Raw genomic sequence first — 14893 nt, 5'->3', positions numbered from 1 at the left:
ACGTGAATACATGATTTTCAAGAGCTGTGCATATTGATCGTATTCGGGGCCGGAAATATATTTTACGCGTTACTATACAAATTACATTCTCTCTCAAAAAGTTTACTATTTGTAAACTTTTAGTTTTCTTATTTTTGATTAAAATGAACGAAATGTTAATCAAAACCATCATTTTATTAAAAAATTCTTACCTGCAAATACAGTTCCCAACCGACATATAACGCGCTGTAAATAAAGAATTTATTCAAAACGTATTTCATTTATCCTTACTATTAATAAAAACTCAGAAAGTAAAATTCGGGTAATAAACCGCCTTGATTTGTTAAACAATACTTAATACAAAACATTTATATATATTAAAATTATTAGCGTGATTTGCATAAAAAATTTAATATATGTAAAAATGAAAACAAATTTAGAGAAATTACTTACCCTTGTTTTTGTCTGTTTCATCGTTTTTGTTTCAGCACAGAAGCAGTTAATTATAGGAACTGTTCTTGACGACAGCCAGCCCCTTCCCGGGGCAACAGTCAAAATAAAAGGTTTATCTAAAAATATCACTACCGATATGGAAGGTAAATTTGCGATCAATGATATTAAAGAAGGCCAATACACTTTACAAATCAGCTACATAGGTTACGAACAGGCCAATATCAGTATAAATCTTCAACCTGAAGAAACGATTGATCTGGGGGATATAAAGCTTTCTCAACCCCGTAAAAACATTGATGAAGTTGTCGTAACGGGAACCCTGAAAAATACTGAAGCAAGAGCATTAAATATGCAAAAGAATGCAATCAATATTACCAATGTTATCGCTTCGGACGGAATCGGAAAGCTCCCGGACAGAAATGCAGCGGAAACCGTACAGCGTGTACAGGGAGTCTCCATTGAAAGAGATCAGGGTGAAGGCAGATTTGTGTCATTAAGAGGCCTTCCTCCTTTCTGGGCTTCAACGACAATCAACGGAAACAGACTTCCAACAGCAGAAGAAGAAACAACTTCCAGAGCTACTGCTTTCGACTTCTTTCCAACGGAACTTATTTCTTATGTACATGTCAACAAATCTTTTACGCCTGACATGGAAGCAGACGGAATTGGTGGCGGAGTCAATTTCATTACGAAGACTCCCCCCATGAAAACAGAGTTTAAGGCAACGCTAGGAAGCGGGTATAATGCCAAAGCAGATAAAGGAATCTATAATATTGGGTTATTATATGGCGGAAGAACAAAAAATAAAAAATTCGGATACCTGTTTAATTTTGCACATTTCATCAGAAACTGGTCTACTGATAATTTTGAAGCAAGAAGAAGCGGTGATGAAGGAGTATTCAGAATGGAACTCCGTGATTACAACGGCGTGAGAAAAACAACGGGAATCAATACGGCTTTTGAATATGTACTGTCTCCTAAAAATACATTATACCTGAAAGGAATGTACGGAACACTGGCGGATGACGAGACCCACTATAAACACAGAGTAAGATTTGATAAATTCAGTTCTTCAAACAATACGGCAAGAGTAGAGCTTCAGAATATTCACAACCTGCTGATCACAGAATTAACATCTGTTTCATTAGGGGGCGTTCACAATCTAAATAAAGGAAAAATTGACTGGGATCTTTCTTATTATGACAATCAGTTCAAATACGGAAATATCCCTGATAAACAAAATAATTCCTATTACGTAATTAAGTATACACAATCAGGTGTAGGCATCAATCCGGATTATATCTCTGATCGTGGTAATGGCCCGAGAGCCTACTGGAAAGCAGATGGCGGAAAGCTTGATTATAAAAATCCGGATGCACTGTTCGGGTTCTACAGCGATCCGAACTTTAAAATGGATGCTTCGCAGATGAGATTTACAGACCTGGAATTCTACAAAGTTTTCGTAGAAGAAAAAGACAAAATTGTAGCAGCCTTTAATCATGAAATTAATGCTTCCGATAAACTGACCTTAAAATACGGGTTCAAATACAGGGATAAGGAGCGTAACGCAAGATTTTCAGATATATTCTACAATTGGAACGGAGGCACAGCTCCTCTTCTGGCAGATTATGCTCAATACATTAGTTCACAACCCAACGGAACACAATACTTAAGTGAAATGAATGCTCATATCGGAAATACCTTCGGACCGGTACTTTCTACTCCCGGAATGAATCAGTTCTGGTTTGACAATCAAAAAAATCTAAAAATCAATCCCACAGATTCCGAGGCATTGGAATACAATAAAGCATTGGGAAGAAACTTCGATGTATTTGAAAAGCACGCTGATGCATTTGGAATGGCTACCTACAAGGTAAATGATAAGATGACGGTTTTAGGAGGAATCAGATTATCCAACACCAATACCAAAGTAAAAGGATATAGTGTTATCGATGATGTGCTCACTCCCGTTGAAAATACCAAAAACTATCTGGCTGTTCTTCCGATGATTCATTTAAAATATACGTTAAACGATAAAACCAATCTCCGTTTTGCGGCTACCAGAACATTTTCAAGGCCGAATTTCGGAGATCTGACACCGGGAGGAACTTATATTGAGGCAGATAATGAATTCAAAGGCGGAAATCCCAACCTCAACCCTACCTATTCTTTGAATTTTGATCTGATGGGAGAATATTACTTCTCCAATGTAGGCATCCTGAGTGGTGGTATTTTTTATAAATCTATTACAGATCCTATTTTTCAGGATTCTTTCATCGGAAACTACAATGGTATCAGCGGGGTACAGTTTTCGGCACCGAACAACGGAAAAGCGGCATGGCTAGGCGGTATTGAATTGGGAATCAATAAAAGATTCGACTTTCTGCCCGGCTTTCTTCAATATTTCGGGGCCCAGGTAAATGCAACCTTTATGACATCCGAGATGGAGAAACCCAGCGGAAGAAAAGTTGCCCTTCCTTATCAGGCTAAAGAGCTTTATAACATACAGCTATTCTTTGAGAAAAAAGGATTCAATGCAAGGCTGGCTTATAATTACAAAGGAAAATATGCTATAGAATATGCTGAAGAGGATATCAATGACTCTTACTACGGAAAATACAGCAGTCTTGATTTCGGAGGTTCTTATCAGTTTACAAAGTCCCTTGGTCTGTACGCGGATATCAACAATATTCTTAATAAACCATTGATCTATCACTTCGGGAAAAATGAAGACCGTCCTGAACAGGTAGAATATTATGGAGTAAGATTTAATCTTGGAATAAAACTGAACTTTTAAACCAGAACAATGGCCAGAATTATCAATCATAAAATAAGAATAACACTGAAGGCAGCACTTGCCGCTTTCGGGGTCTACTTCTGCATGTACGGATTCAGGAAGCCTTTTACCGTAGCTTCTTTTGAAGGACTATCTTATTTCGGGGTAGATTATAAAATCCTGATAATCATTGCACAGGCAGTTGGGTATTTTATTTCGAAATTTATCGGGATTAGATTTATTTCCGAGTTAAAACCCGCAAAAAGGCTGACCTACCTGTTTTCTTTCATTGCCATCGCAGAACTTTCCCTATTGGGATTCGCTCTGGTTCCAGCGCCTTATAACATTTTGTTTATGTTTCTCAACGGCATTCCTCTGGGAATGATCTGGGGTATTGTTTTCTCTTATATTGAAGGCCGCAAAACCACCGAGATTATCGGATTATTCTTATGTTCGAGCTTTGTGGTCTCTTCAGGATTTACAAAATCTGTAGGTAAATTTCTGATGGATACTTTTTCTATTTCGGAATTCTGGATGCCATTTTCTGCCGGATTGGTTTTTATCATCCCGTTGATTATTTCCGGTCTTCTGCTGGAAAGGATTCCTAAGCCCTCAGAAGAGGATATCAGGCTTAAAAGTAAAAGACAACCCCTTAACAGCCGGGGAAGAAAAGCGCTTATCCGTCAGTTTTTTGTTCCTGTTATATGCATTATCTTTCTTTATGTATGCTTGACGGTTTTAAGAGACTTCAGAGATAATTTCAACCGTGAAATCTGGGACGGGTTTCATTTTAAATTGGACAGCTCAATTTTCACACTGACCGAAATCCCTATTGCCATTATGGTTCTTTTGATTCTGAGTGGTATGGTAAAGGTCAAAAACAATAAAAAAGCATTTGCTTATTATCATTATATCCTTTTCGCCGGAATTCTGACAGTAGGATTTTCTACTTATTTATTTCAGCAAAATACACTTTCTCCTTTCTTATGGATGACGATATCCGGTTTTGGAATGTATATCTGTTATATTCCTTTTAATGGAATCTATTTTGACAGAATGATAGCAGCATTCGACATTAAAGGTAATGTAGGCTTTCTGATTTATATTGTAGATTCTTTCGGATATCTGGGTAGCGTCCTTGTTTTATTATACAAGAACTTCGGTTCTGCGCAGACTTCATGGCTCAACTTTTATATCAGTCTGAATTATATTATTACCATTATGGTTTTATTTCTTTCGGTTATCGCCTTTCTGGCTTTCAGAAAAAAAACAAAACCTAATTCAAATTCTAATCAATACATCAATTTCGATACTTCGAAAATTTTATAAAATTTAGTACAATGACAGCAAAATTTGATTTACTCGTTGTGGGGGGTGGAATTTTAGGAACTTTCCATGCTTATCATGCCCTGAAGAAAAATCTAAAGGTAGCCATCCTGGAAAGAAACTCTGTTCCTCAGGGTGCAACGGTACGAAACTTCGGACAGGTCGTTCCCTCAGGAATGGACCTTAAGTGGCAGAATTTCGGGAGAGAAAGTCTTAGTATATATAATGAGCTTCATGCACAGGCAGACCTTACCATCAGGCAAAACGGCTCTATATACATCGCTTCCGATGATGAAGAACTTCAGCTCCTTGAGGAACTATACGAGATCAACAGAAACAATGCCTATGAATCTGTTCTATTATCAAAGAACGACTGTATCAAAAAATTTGACGGCCTTCGCTCTGATTATTGTAAAGGAGGACTGTTCTTTCCACAAGAACTTTCTGTAGATTCTGCAGATATGATTGTAAAACTTCATAAACTTCTGCAGCAAAAAATGGGACTCAGGATTTTTTACAATACCACCGCTGTTGAGACTCATGAAAATGATGGACAATGTACGGTTGTTACAGCGGAAGGCACAGTATTTTCAGCCTCGAAAATCATTATTTGCGGCGGGCACGAATTTAAAACGTTATACCCTGCCGTATTCAACGAAAGCGATCTGGAGGTAAGCAAGTTACAGATGTTACAAACTAAACCTCAGGGAATATATTCTCTTCAGGGAAATATTTTGACCGGGCTTTCCATCAGAAGATATGAGTCATTCAGTGAATGTACTTCTTTTCAGAAAATCAAATCCTCAGAAGACCCCAATTCATTTGAAAAGAAATACGGAGTTCATATCCTGTTCAAACAGGCTCTTGACGGTTCTATAATCCTTGGTGATTCCCATGAATATGCAGATGCTAAACATGCGGATGATCTCGGATATGATCTCAATATGGAAATTGATGAATTTATGATTCATGAGGCAAAAAAAATTATTGACCTTCCTACTTATGAGATTCAAAGAAGATGGTTCGGTGTCTATTCCCAGTGTAAAACAAAAGACATTTTTGAACATAGCCCATCTCCTAATATCCATATTGTAACCGGTATCGGAGGAAAAGGAATGACAGGAAGCGGAGGCTTCTCAAAGTTTAACATAGACAAAATTTACACATAAATTTCAATGAAAAATATAGAATTACTCGTTCTGGATATGGCCGGAACAACAATTGATGAGGATAATGTAGTATATAAAACTCTTACGGAAGCCGTGAATGAGCATGGCTATTCCGTTTACCTGGATCAGGTTCTGGTGAGCTGTGCCGGAATGGAAAAACTGGAAGCCATCACAAGTCTGCTCAAAGAAATCCATGGAAATGAAGATGACGCTGTTGTTATTTTTGAAAAGTTTTCCGAAAAATTAAAAAAAGCCTATCAGAATCTTATAGTAAAGCCCATCAACGGTACCGAGGACTTTCTTCTGAAAATGAAAGCCCAAAACAAAAAAGTAGTTCTGAATACAGGGTATACTGCAGAAATTGCCCGGCAGCTTCTGGATAAATTACACTGGAAAGAAAATATACATTTCGATGCCCTGATCACCGCTGATGATGTTTCCGAAAGCAGGCCGAGTCCCGAAATGATCAACCTTGCAATGAAAAAATTCAATATCACTGAGCCGGAAAAAGTTTTAAAAGCCGGAGACTCTATGATTGACATTGAGGAAGGAAAAAACGCCGGCTGCGGCCTGACCATTGCTGTTCTTTCAGGTGCACAAAGCAGAACAGAACTTGAAAAAGCAAAGCCGGATTATATCCTGAATACAATTGCTGAAGCAGAAAATATACTGTAACTACTTCTTTTTTTAAATACTTACGGCACAAATGTTTTTACGAATAACATTTGTGCTGTTTTTTATTCTCTTCATTATATCTTGATTTACCTTTTTCCGGACTGCAAAACGGCCTTTATTATTTTAATATTTGTAAACTATTAATTTTTATCATCTGTAGAACAGCCATTCTATAGAGCCTTTCATAAAACAGAATCCTAAATAATATAAAGCATTAATATTAAAGCAATTAAAAATAAATTATTTTTTTACCTCTTTATTTTTGAAGGTATTTTATTTATTAATTAATTTTCAGTTCATAATTATTTACAAATAGTAAACTAATTTTACAATAGTTAAAAATTAAATTACTATTTGTAAACATTCTTTTCAAAACCATTTTCCTATGAAAACAAAACTATTCTCAATGGCAGTAATGATGAGCTGTTTCCTTGGCGCTCAGACCAAAAAGGTTCTTTTTATCGGTATCGACGGATGCCGCGCAGACGTAATGATGTCTGCCAACATACCCAACATCCAAAACCTCATCAATCAGTCCATTTACTCTCTGGACGGGCTATGTGCAGCGACGACCTGGAGCGGAAACGGCTGGAGTACCATGCTGACCGGTGTATGGCATACCAAGCACAATGTACAGGATAATAATTTTACCAGTCCGAACTTTATAAATTATCCTGATTTTATGTCAAGAGCAGAAGCATCCAATCCTAATCTGAGAACAATATCCCTGGTAAACTGGGCCCCTATCAATGATAAAATAATACAGAATGCAGATGTAAAATCTAATCTGGGCTCGGATCTTGCTGTAAAAAATGCAGCAGTTAATGCTTTACAAAATGATAATCCTGATATTTTATTCGTAGACTTTGATGATGTTGACCATGCCGGACATTCCTATGGTTTCTCTTCTGCAGTTCCTCAGTATGTTTCTTCCATCCAGACTACAGATTCCTATATTGGTGAAATTGTGAATGCCATGAAAAACAGAGTTTCTTATCATAATGAAGACTGGCTGGTTGTACTAACTACGGATCACGGAGCCATAGATTCCTCTCACGGAGGCGGAAACCTTACTGAAAGAAATATTTTTACCGTATATTCTAACCCGGGATTTATTCCTCAACAAATCAGCAAAACGCTACTTGAATCTTCCAAAAACTTTACTCAGCTCAGCTTCCCGGCCGGAACCTACGCAAAACCTGCAAACCAGACACCTTTCAATTTTGGAGCAAATCAGGATTTTACCATAGAATTCTGGGTAAAACCTAATGCTTCCTACTCAAGTGATCCGGTAATGATCGGAAATAAAAACTGGGCCAATGGAAAAAACAAAGGCATTATTATCTCAGGATACTCCGGACAAACTTTTAAAATAAATATCGGAGACGGAACCAACAGAATTGATCTTGTAGGCGGGAAAGCAGAAACCAACAAATGGAAACACGTAGCAGTAGCTTTCGACAGAGATGGTCTTGTGACTTTATATGAAGATGGTGTTCCGGTAACATTTGCTAAAATGAATACCATCGGAAATATTGATTCCGGACTCCCTTTCACATTAAACCAGGACGGAACCAATACCTATGGAATCAACCTTGCAGCATCTTATAAAGATATCAGAATCTGGAAATCCGCCTTACCTAATGAGGTGATTGCCGGCTGGGCAAATCAGAACATCACTTCTTCACATCCTTTTTATGCACAGTTGTTAGCCAACTGGAAATGCGAAGAAACTTCCGGAAATGTATTAACAGATTCCAGCCCTAATGCCAATCACATGAATATTACAGGAAATCCGGCCTATGCCGCCAATACGTCCAACACATTCAGAATCTATGATTATACTTCCACAACAAGGGAAACAGATCATTTTCCTACCGTACTGAACTGGTTGTGTATTCCGGTACAATCTTCATGGGGTATAGACGGAGTGAACAGAATTCCGGCCTGTTCGAACGAAGTTTTAGCCAGCAGAGAAATAAAGACCTCCGCAGCGGATTTTCAAATATTTCCCAATCCTGCATCCTCAGTAGTTAATATTCGTTATACAACTGAAGATAAAGAGATAAAGGCAGAAATTATTGATATCAGAGGAGCCCTTATCTCTACTCAGACCTTTGTTTCTTCAAAAGGAAATTATGACGAAAAAATAAATATTGAAAAACTCACCACAGGCAATTATTTTATAAGGCTCACCGGAAGTAAGAAGGCCCTGACAAAGGCTTTTATAAAGAAATAAAACACTAAAACAATTAGATTTAAATTTTTGATATTGGAACAAGGATCTTATCCTCCGAGTTCCAATATTTTTTTTGGACTAGATGTTGAGATCCAATTCCATCTGCACATCCACACGATCATATCCTGGATTAGTAATGGGAATATGTTGAAACCCTAATTTTTCGTATAACCTTATCGCCGGAACCAGAATAGAGTTTGTTTCCAGAAATACTTTTTCAGCTTTCAGTTCTCTGGCTTTTTCAACAAGAGCATTCCCTAAAAGATAACCAATTTTCTTTCCCTGAGCTTTAGGACTTACTGCCATTTTTGACAGTTCAAAAGCAATAGGTTCTTCCTGCGCTTTTACTAAAGCACAAGTACCTACCGGCTCGCCATTCAGCAAAGCAAAACCAATATACCCACCTTTATTTATAATCTGTTCTTCAGGGTTATCCAATAATTTATAATCACTTGGTTCCATAACAAAGAATGTCTTGATCCACTCTTCATTTAAGGTTTTAAAAGCTTCCTTATATTGAGGTTCGTAAGCTATAATTTTTACTTCATTATTGATATCATTCATCGCTTAAGGTTTATTATATTCTGTTTTTTATCATTTTCCCTAATTTCTCCAGGTCGCTTTCTACCCGATCTGTCCATTCAAGGGCATAATTTAATCGCATACAGTTTTGATACTGATTATATTGTGAAAACATTCTTCCCGGGGCAAAGTTTACTTTTTGGTTCACTGCTTCATCATAAAGATCTTCAGTACATATTCTTTTATCCAATTCCAGCCACAACATAAACCCGCCTTTAGGTTCTGAAACTTTGGTATTATCAGGAAAATACTGAGTCACGGATTTCTGGATTTGTAAATAATTCGCATAAAGCTTCTTTCTAAACATTCTCAAATGATGATCATAACGGCCATGTTCCAGGAAATCGGCAATCACATCGGAGAATAAAGAAGGACTGGAAACGGTTTGCACCAATTTCTGCCGGATAATTTTCTCTTTAAATTTCCCTGGTGCTACCCAGCCTACACGATAACCCGGAGCTAACGTTTTAGATACAGAACCCACCCACATCACAATTCCTGCTTCATCGTAAAATTTACATGGTTTCGGTCTTCCTGCACCAAAATAAATATTTCCATAGACATCATCTTCTACCAAAGGAACATTGTACTCAGTAAGCATTCTTACCAGTTCTTTCTTATTCTCATCCGGCATCTGAAAACCTAACGGATTATTATAGTTCACCACAAAACAACAAGCAGAAAGCTTTGGCATTATCTTCTTTAAGGCATCCAGATCTACCCCTGTAATAGGATGGGTCGGAATTTCTACCGCTTTCAACCCCAACAACTGAATAGCCTGAAGAATCCCAAAATAAACAGGGCTTTCCACCGCTACATAGTCTCCCGGCCGGGTAACGGCCATCAGACAGTTATAAACCCCATTCATCGCACCGGAAGTTATTACCAGATCATCTTCTGTAATTTTTCCTTCCATTACAATAGACCACTTGGCAATTTCCCGCCTTAATCCTACACTTCCCTGCACCGGTTCATAATTGGTTCCACTGTCACTCTTCCGCTTTATTACATCAATCATACATTTCTTCATCTTAGCAACAGGAAGAAGACTTTTGCCAGGAATTCCCAGCGCAAACTGTGTCATATCTGTTCCTGCAATAGAACCAAATACTTTTCCGATAAGATCTTCCGGACTCTTTTTTTCTTCTGAAACTTTCATTTTAGCCACAGAAGGCAATTCCAGCTTTCTTTGGGAAGTCTGGCTCACATAATATCCATATTTTGGGCGAGATTCTACAAGTGAGCGGCTCTCAAGCTCCATATAAGCCTGTTTTACAGTATTTAAGCTAACATTATATAACTTTTGAGCACTTCTCAGCGATGGAAGCCTGTCACCAAACTGCAATGTTTCACTTTTGATCTGTTCAGTGACAGAATTGGCTATTTTAAGGTACAGAACATCTTTAGACATTGATCACGGTTTTAAGTAAATGTACAATTTATCCATGCTTTATTAAAAATTAAGCCAGCTAACCATACTTTCAATACTTCTTTTTAGTTGTTCCGGATTTCGGAAATTAGCAGTCGTATTCCGTTGACAGTATTCTTCTGATTTATAATCAAAAATTCTCTTCTCAGGCTCTGTAGTTTCAGCTCTGTGATAAGCTTTACATTCAATCTCACCTTGTTCATTAATGACAAGGCTGGCAAATGAAAGAATATTATCTTTTTCTTTAGCCAAAAGAAAGGGAATTCCGAAGTCTTTATGTACTGTTGCAGTGTTTTGAGCCCGTAAAAAAATTTCTTTCAACTCCAACATATCTGAAATATATACCTCAGCATATTGAAGCTGTTTCTGATGTTGAACTCTTGTTTCCATACTATTTTCTTCTTTAGCTAAACAAAATTAGGGAGTATTCTACTCAGGATACAGATACAGAAGAATAGAATATTATGGATACAGAATAGTATATATAATTCTTTATAAGTATCAATCAGTTTCTGATCACCTTTCAAATTGCCAATATTTTTATCGAAGTTTATCATTTTTTTATCTTTGCAAAAAATATTAGACAATGAGCTTCTTTGGAATCAATATCAAGAAAATAAGACATGTAAAAGGATTAAGCCAAAAAGCTTTTGCTGACCTGTTTGATTTGAACAGAGGGGTCATTAGTTCATACGAAGAAGGGCGTGCAGAGCCTAAAATAGAAACCATTCTGAAGGTTGCTGATCATTTTGGTATTGAGCTGGATGAGCTCTTAACTAAAGAGCTACAAAACAATCAATTAAATAACATTTCAGCGATCAATCAGCTTCTTCTTTTCCCTGAACCTCCACTACAAAACACTACAGCAAACAAAGGTCAGCCGGAAAACAACATTCCCAACGCCATTGTTTTGCAAAAAATATTAGCATCTGTAGATTTGATTCATGAATTCACAAAAGAAAGTCATTTGCTCCCTCAATATCAATACGGAGATATTCTATTTTTGAAAAAAGCCGATCCTGAAAAGGCTTCCCACAACAGTTTAGTGATTTACAACGAGGATAACATTCAATATCTTACTGAAAATCAGAAAACAAAAGAAAATATCTATAAGATCATAGGACATATTTCCACCACGGAAAAGAATATTTTTGAAAGCATCTTTGAAAGATTGGAGAATCTGGAAAACCAATTAAAGAAAAGCCAGTATTAAAGGCCAGAATAAAAAATCCTCTGTCATTGATAAGGGAGAAGCACTTATTAGAAACCTGATCATTAAATCTATAATCTTGTAATAATCATTCTTCGTACAGACGAAGTAACTGAAGCCGAGATACATCAAGAGACTATCCGTAATAGCATCACCCTGCTGAAGAAACATCATTACTTGAGAACTTCACTGTAGGAAGTATAAGGATATATAAAGCTAAAATCAAGCCCAAACCAGGCTTAGATAAGGAAAATGATTAAAGTACTTTTTTAAATGGTTTTTAAGGTCGCGTACCTTTTCTCTGTAACATAGAGAGGTTCATCTGAAAAACAAAAAACCCTCCATAATCAAATTACGGAGGGTTTTAGTACCCCGGGCGGGACTTGAACCCGCACACCAAAAGAGGTACAGGATTTTAAGTCCTGCGTGTCTACCAGTTCCACCACCAGGGCATGGTGCGGATGAAGGGACTCGAACCCCCACGCCTCACGGCACCAGATCCTAAGTCTGGCGTGGCTACCAATTACACCACATCCGCTGGTTTATTACTCTGCTTTCGCAGATATCGATTTATCTTACAAATATAAGACCTTTTTATTGAAAGAACACTCTCTATTAAAACAAAAAACCCTCCGTAACGAAATACAGAGGGCTTTGTACCCCGGGCGGGACTTGAACCCGCACGCCAAAAGAGGCACAGGATTTTAAGTCCTGCGTGTCTACCAGTTCCACCACCAGGGCATGGTGTGGAGCGAAAAACGGGATTCGAACCCGCGACCCCAACCTTGGCAAGGTTGTGCTCTACCAGCTGAGCTATTTTCGCATAGTGCGGATGAAGGGACTCGAACCCCCACGCCTCACGGCACCAGATCCTAAGTCTGGCGTGGCTACCAATTACACCACATCCGCTGGTTTTTTATATTGTAAGTTTTAAAGAGCTTGCTTCGTTTTTGTGAGTGCAAATATAGGACAATTTCCATTACCTCCAAACTTTTCCGGTAAAAAAATTAATTTTTTTAGTTTTTTTTTTCACGGCACCTATTATTACGATTCATTTTCTTACTTTTACATCGTTAATATTTACGATATGGAATTACAAGGAACGGTAAAGAAACTTTTTGATGCTCAAACATTTGCGAGCGGGTTTCAAAAGAGAGAAATGGTTATTTTAACTCAAGAACAGTATCCACAGCCGATAAACATAGAATTTTTGTCTGATAAAATTAGTTTATTAGATAACATCAAAGAAGGAGAGAACGTAAAGGTAGGAATCAACATCAGAGGAAGAGAATGGGTTTCTCCTCAGGGTGAGACAAAATACTTCAACTCGATCACAGGATGGAGAGTGGAAAAAGTATTTGACAATGGTTCTGAGCCTACTCAGGCAATGCCTCAGCAGTCTGCATCTTCTGTTTCTAACGAGAATCCGTTTGCCGGAGATGATGACGATGATTTACCTTTCTAATTAAAGAATACAATCAAATATAAATCCTGCTTTCTTAAAGTGGGATTTTTTTCTACAATGGTTCGATTAGACGAAAACGAGATTTCATTTCCAGACCCGGAAGTTTATGATGGTCATGACGGATTGATTGCTTTTGGTGGTGATCTGTCTGTAGAACGTATCTGGTTTGCCTACCAGTTGGGGATTTTTCCCTGGTACAATCCGGGAGAAGAAATTTTATGGTGGTGTCCGGATCCGAGATTCGTTTTATATCCGGAAGAAATCAAAGTTTCTAAATCGATGAGAAAAATATTGAACAGAAATGTTTTTACCTTTTCAGAGAATCAGAATTTCAGGGAAGTAATCCGAAATTGTCAGCAAGCTCACCGAAAAGGACAGTCAGGAACCTGGCTTTCCGACGAGCTGATGGAATCATTTATCAAACTTCATGAATTTGGTCTGGCTAAAAGTATAGAAGTATGGCAGGATGAAGAACTTGTAGGTGGATTCTATGGGTTACAAATCGGAAATATATTCTGTGGTGAAAGTATGTTTGCTAAAGTCAGCAATGCCTCTAAGGCAGGCTTTATACATTTTGTGGAAAGCAACAAGACCTATCTGGAGCTTATTGACTGTCAGTCTCATACAGACCATCTGGAAAGTTTGGGAGCCAGAATGATCCCTAAGCAGGAATTTTTAAAAACTTTACACGAAAATAATGAACGCGGATAAAGAAAAATGGATTCTTTTGACTGTCCTGAGTATTATCTGGGGATCATCTTTTATTCTGATCAAAAAATCTCTGGAACATTTTAATCCGTTCCAGGTGGGGTCTTTAAGAGTCCTCATCGCAGGAATCATCCTGCTTCCCATTGCCGTTTCCAATTATAAGCTTTTTCCGAGAAAACACCTGAAATGGCTTATTCTGGCAGCATTTACCGGGAACTTTATTCCCATGTTTCTGTTTCCTATTGCAGAAACGGAGGTAAGCAGCAGTATTGCCGGGATTATCAATTCTATGATGCCTATTTTTGTCATTATTGTAGGGGCACTGGTATGGAAGTTTGAAACCACAAAAAAACAGATTATAGGAACTCTGATAAGCTTTACAGGAGTTTGTATTCTGGCGTTTGGCGGTGGAGACAGCGGAGCATTTAAAATGATTCCGATTCTCTTGCTGCTGCTTGCTACTTTGTGCTATGCGCTGAGTACCACCACCGTAAAATCAAAGCTAATGGAGATATCCTCTACTGTTTTGTCGGCATTTGTCTTTTCCTTTGTCCTCTTTTTTCCCTCTGTTATTGCTTTAACGAGTACCGGATTTTTCTCTGAATTTAATTTTTCAAAGGACAATATGATGGGATTGCTGTTTGTCAGTCTGTTATCTGTTTTCGGAACCGGTCTTGCCATGATGATGAATTACCGCTTACTCAAGGTCTCTACACCGCTTTTTGCTTCTACGGTAACTTTAGTAATGCCTATCGTTGCTATTATCTGGGGAATTATAGACGGAGAAAAACTAACTTATCTTCAGTTCATTGGAGCCGGAATTATTATTGCCGGATTAATATTTTTAAGAGCCCATCCTAAAAAATAAAAATTTATTTCACC

General features: G+C 37.7%; 12 protein-coding genes and 5 tRNA genes. 9 read left to right on the top strand and 8 right to left on the bottom strand.

Going from position 1 to position 14893, the window contains the following annotated elements; translation table 11 throughout:
- Positions 1-403 precede the first annotated feature (403 nt).
- The 5 genes from JO178_RS12785 (at position 404) to JO178_RS12765 (ending at position 8617) form a co-directional block, all read left to right on the top strand.
- Positions 404-3229, top strand: a complete 2826-nt coding sequence (locus JO178_RS12785) for a TonB-dependent receptor (protein WP_291936269.1) — start codon at positions 404-406, stop codon at positions 3227-3229.
- A gap of 9 nt (positions 3230-3238) precedes the next feature.
- Positions 3239-4537: a DUF5690 family protein gene (locus JO178_RS12780; protein ID WP_291936266.1), complete on the top strand. Its 1299-nt coding sequence runs from the start codon at positions 3239-3241 to the stop codon at positions 4535-4537.
- Between the two features lie 11 nt (positions 4538-4548).
- A complete protein-coding gene (locus JO178_RS12775) occupies positions 4549-5703 on the top strand; it encodes a TIGR03364 family FAD-dependent oxidoreductase (RefSeq protein WP_291936264.1) in 1155 nt (384 codons plus the stop codon).
- A gap of 6 nt (positions 5704-5709) precedes the next feature.
- Positions 5710-6378, top strand: coding sequence for an HAD-IA family hydrolase (locus tag JO178_RS12770; RefSeq protein WP_291936262.1), 669 nt, complete (start codon positions 5710-5712; stop codon positions 6376-6378).
- Positions 6379-6763: 385 nt separating this feature from the next.
- Complete coding sequence (locus tag JO178_RS12765; RefSeq protein ID WP_291936260.1) at positions 6764-8617, top strand: alkaline phosphatase family protein; 1854 nt, start codon at positions 6764-6766, stop codon at positions 8615-8617.
- A 78-nt stretch (positions 8618-8695) separates the two neighbouring features.
- Here the strand turns inward: JO178_RS12765 and JO178_RS12760 are convergent, their stop codons facing one another.
- From JO178_RS12760 to JO178_RS12750, 3 genes are read right to left on the bottom strand one after another with little or no spacing between them, the layout of a single operon-like run.
- Complete coding sequence (locus JO178_RS12760; RefSeq protein WP_291936258.1) at positions 8696-9181, bottom strand: GNAT family N-acetyltransferase; 486 nt, start codon at positions 9179-9181, stop codon at positions 8696-8698.
- Positions 9182-9194: 13 nt separating this feature from the next.
- Positions 9195-10610 carry a PLP-dependent aminotransferase family protein gene (locus JO178_RS12755; protein ID WP_291936256.1) on the bottom strand — a complete coding sequence of 472 codons (1416 nt, stop codon included), beginning with the start codon at positions 10608-10610 and terminating at the stop codon, positions 9195-9197.
- Between the two features lie 42 nt (positions 10611-10652).
- Entirely contained in the window at positions 10653-11018 is a 366-nt protein-coding gene (locus JO178_RS12750; RefSeq protein ID WP_291936255.1) for a hypothetical protein, read from the bottom strand.
- 196 nt (positions 11019-11214) lie between these two features.
- On the opposite strand from JO178_RS12750, the gene JO178_RS12745 reads away from it, so the two are divergent.
- Positions 11215-11841, top strand: a complete 627-nt coding sequence (locus JO178_RS12745) for a helix-turn-helix transcriptional regulator (protein ID WP_291936253.1) — start codon at positions 11215-11217, stop codon at positions 11839-11841.
- A 365-nt stretch (positions 11842-12206) separates the two neighbouring features.
- Here the strand turns inward: JO178_RS12745 and JO178_RS12740 are convergent.
- The 5 genes from JO178_RS12740 to JO178_RS12720 all read right to left on the bottom strand — a co-directional run bounded on the left by JO178_RS12740 (position 12207) and on the right by JO178_RS12720 (position 12747).
- Positions 12207-12290: transfer RNA gene (locus JO178_RS12740), tRNA-Leu, on the bottom strand.
- Between the two features lies 1 nt (position 12291).
- Positions 12292-12376, bottom strand: a tRNA-Leu gene (locus tag JO178_RS12735).
- A 119-nt stretch (positions 12377-12495) separates the two neighbouring features.
- A tRNA-Leu gene (locus JO178_RS12730) sits at positions 12496-12579 on the bottom strand.
- Positions 12580-12585: 6 nt separating this feature from the next.
- A tRNA-Gly gene (locus JO178_RS12725) sits at positions 12586-12661 on the bottom strand.
- A 4-nt stretch (positions 12662-12665) separates the two neighbouring features.
- A tRNA-Leu gene (locus tag JO178_RS12720) sits at positions 12666-12747 on the bottom strand.
- A gap of 178 nt (positions 12748-12925) precedes the next feature.
- On the opposite strand from JO178_RS12720, the gene JO178_RS12715 reads away from it, so the two are divergent.
- From JO178_RS12715 to JO178_RS12705, 3 genes are read left to right on the top strand one after another with little or no spacing between them, the layout of a single operon-like run.
- Positions 12926-13303 carry a DUF3127 domain-containing protein gene (locus JO178_RS12715; protein WP_291936251.1) on the top strand — a complete coding sequence of 126 codons (378 nt, stop codon included), beginning with the start codon at positions 12926-12928 and terminating at the stop codon, positions 13301-13303.
- Between the two features lie 57 nt (positions 13304-13360).
- Positions 13361-14014, top strand: a complete 654-nt coding sequence (aat, locus tag JO178_RS12710) for a leucyl/phenylalanyl-tRNA--protein transferase (RefSeq protein ID WP_291936248.1) — start codon at positions 13361-13363, stop codon at positions 14012-14014.
- Positions 14001-14879: a DMT family transporter gene (locus JO178_RS12705; RefSeq protein WP_291936245.1), complete on the top strand. Its 879-nt coding sequence runs from the start codon at positions 14001-14003 to the stop codon at positions 14877-14879. The genes aat and JO178_RS12705 overlap by 14 nt, the downstream gene beginning before the upstream one ends.
- The last annotated feature ends 14 nt before the right edge of the window (positions 14880-14893 follow it).

Source organism: Chryseobacterium sp. (assembly GCF_019236175.1).
Classification (GTDB): domain Bacteria; phylum Bacteroidota; class Bacteroidia; order Flavobacteriales; family Weeksellaceae; genus Chryseobacterium.
Note: the sequence above shows the minus strand (reverse complement) of the source record. Positions and strands in the feature narration are given on the sequence as shown.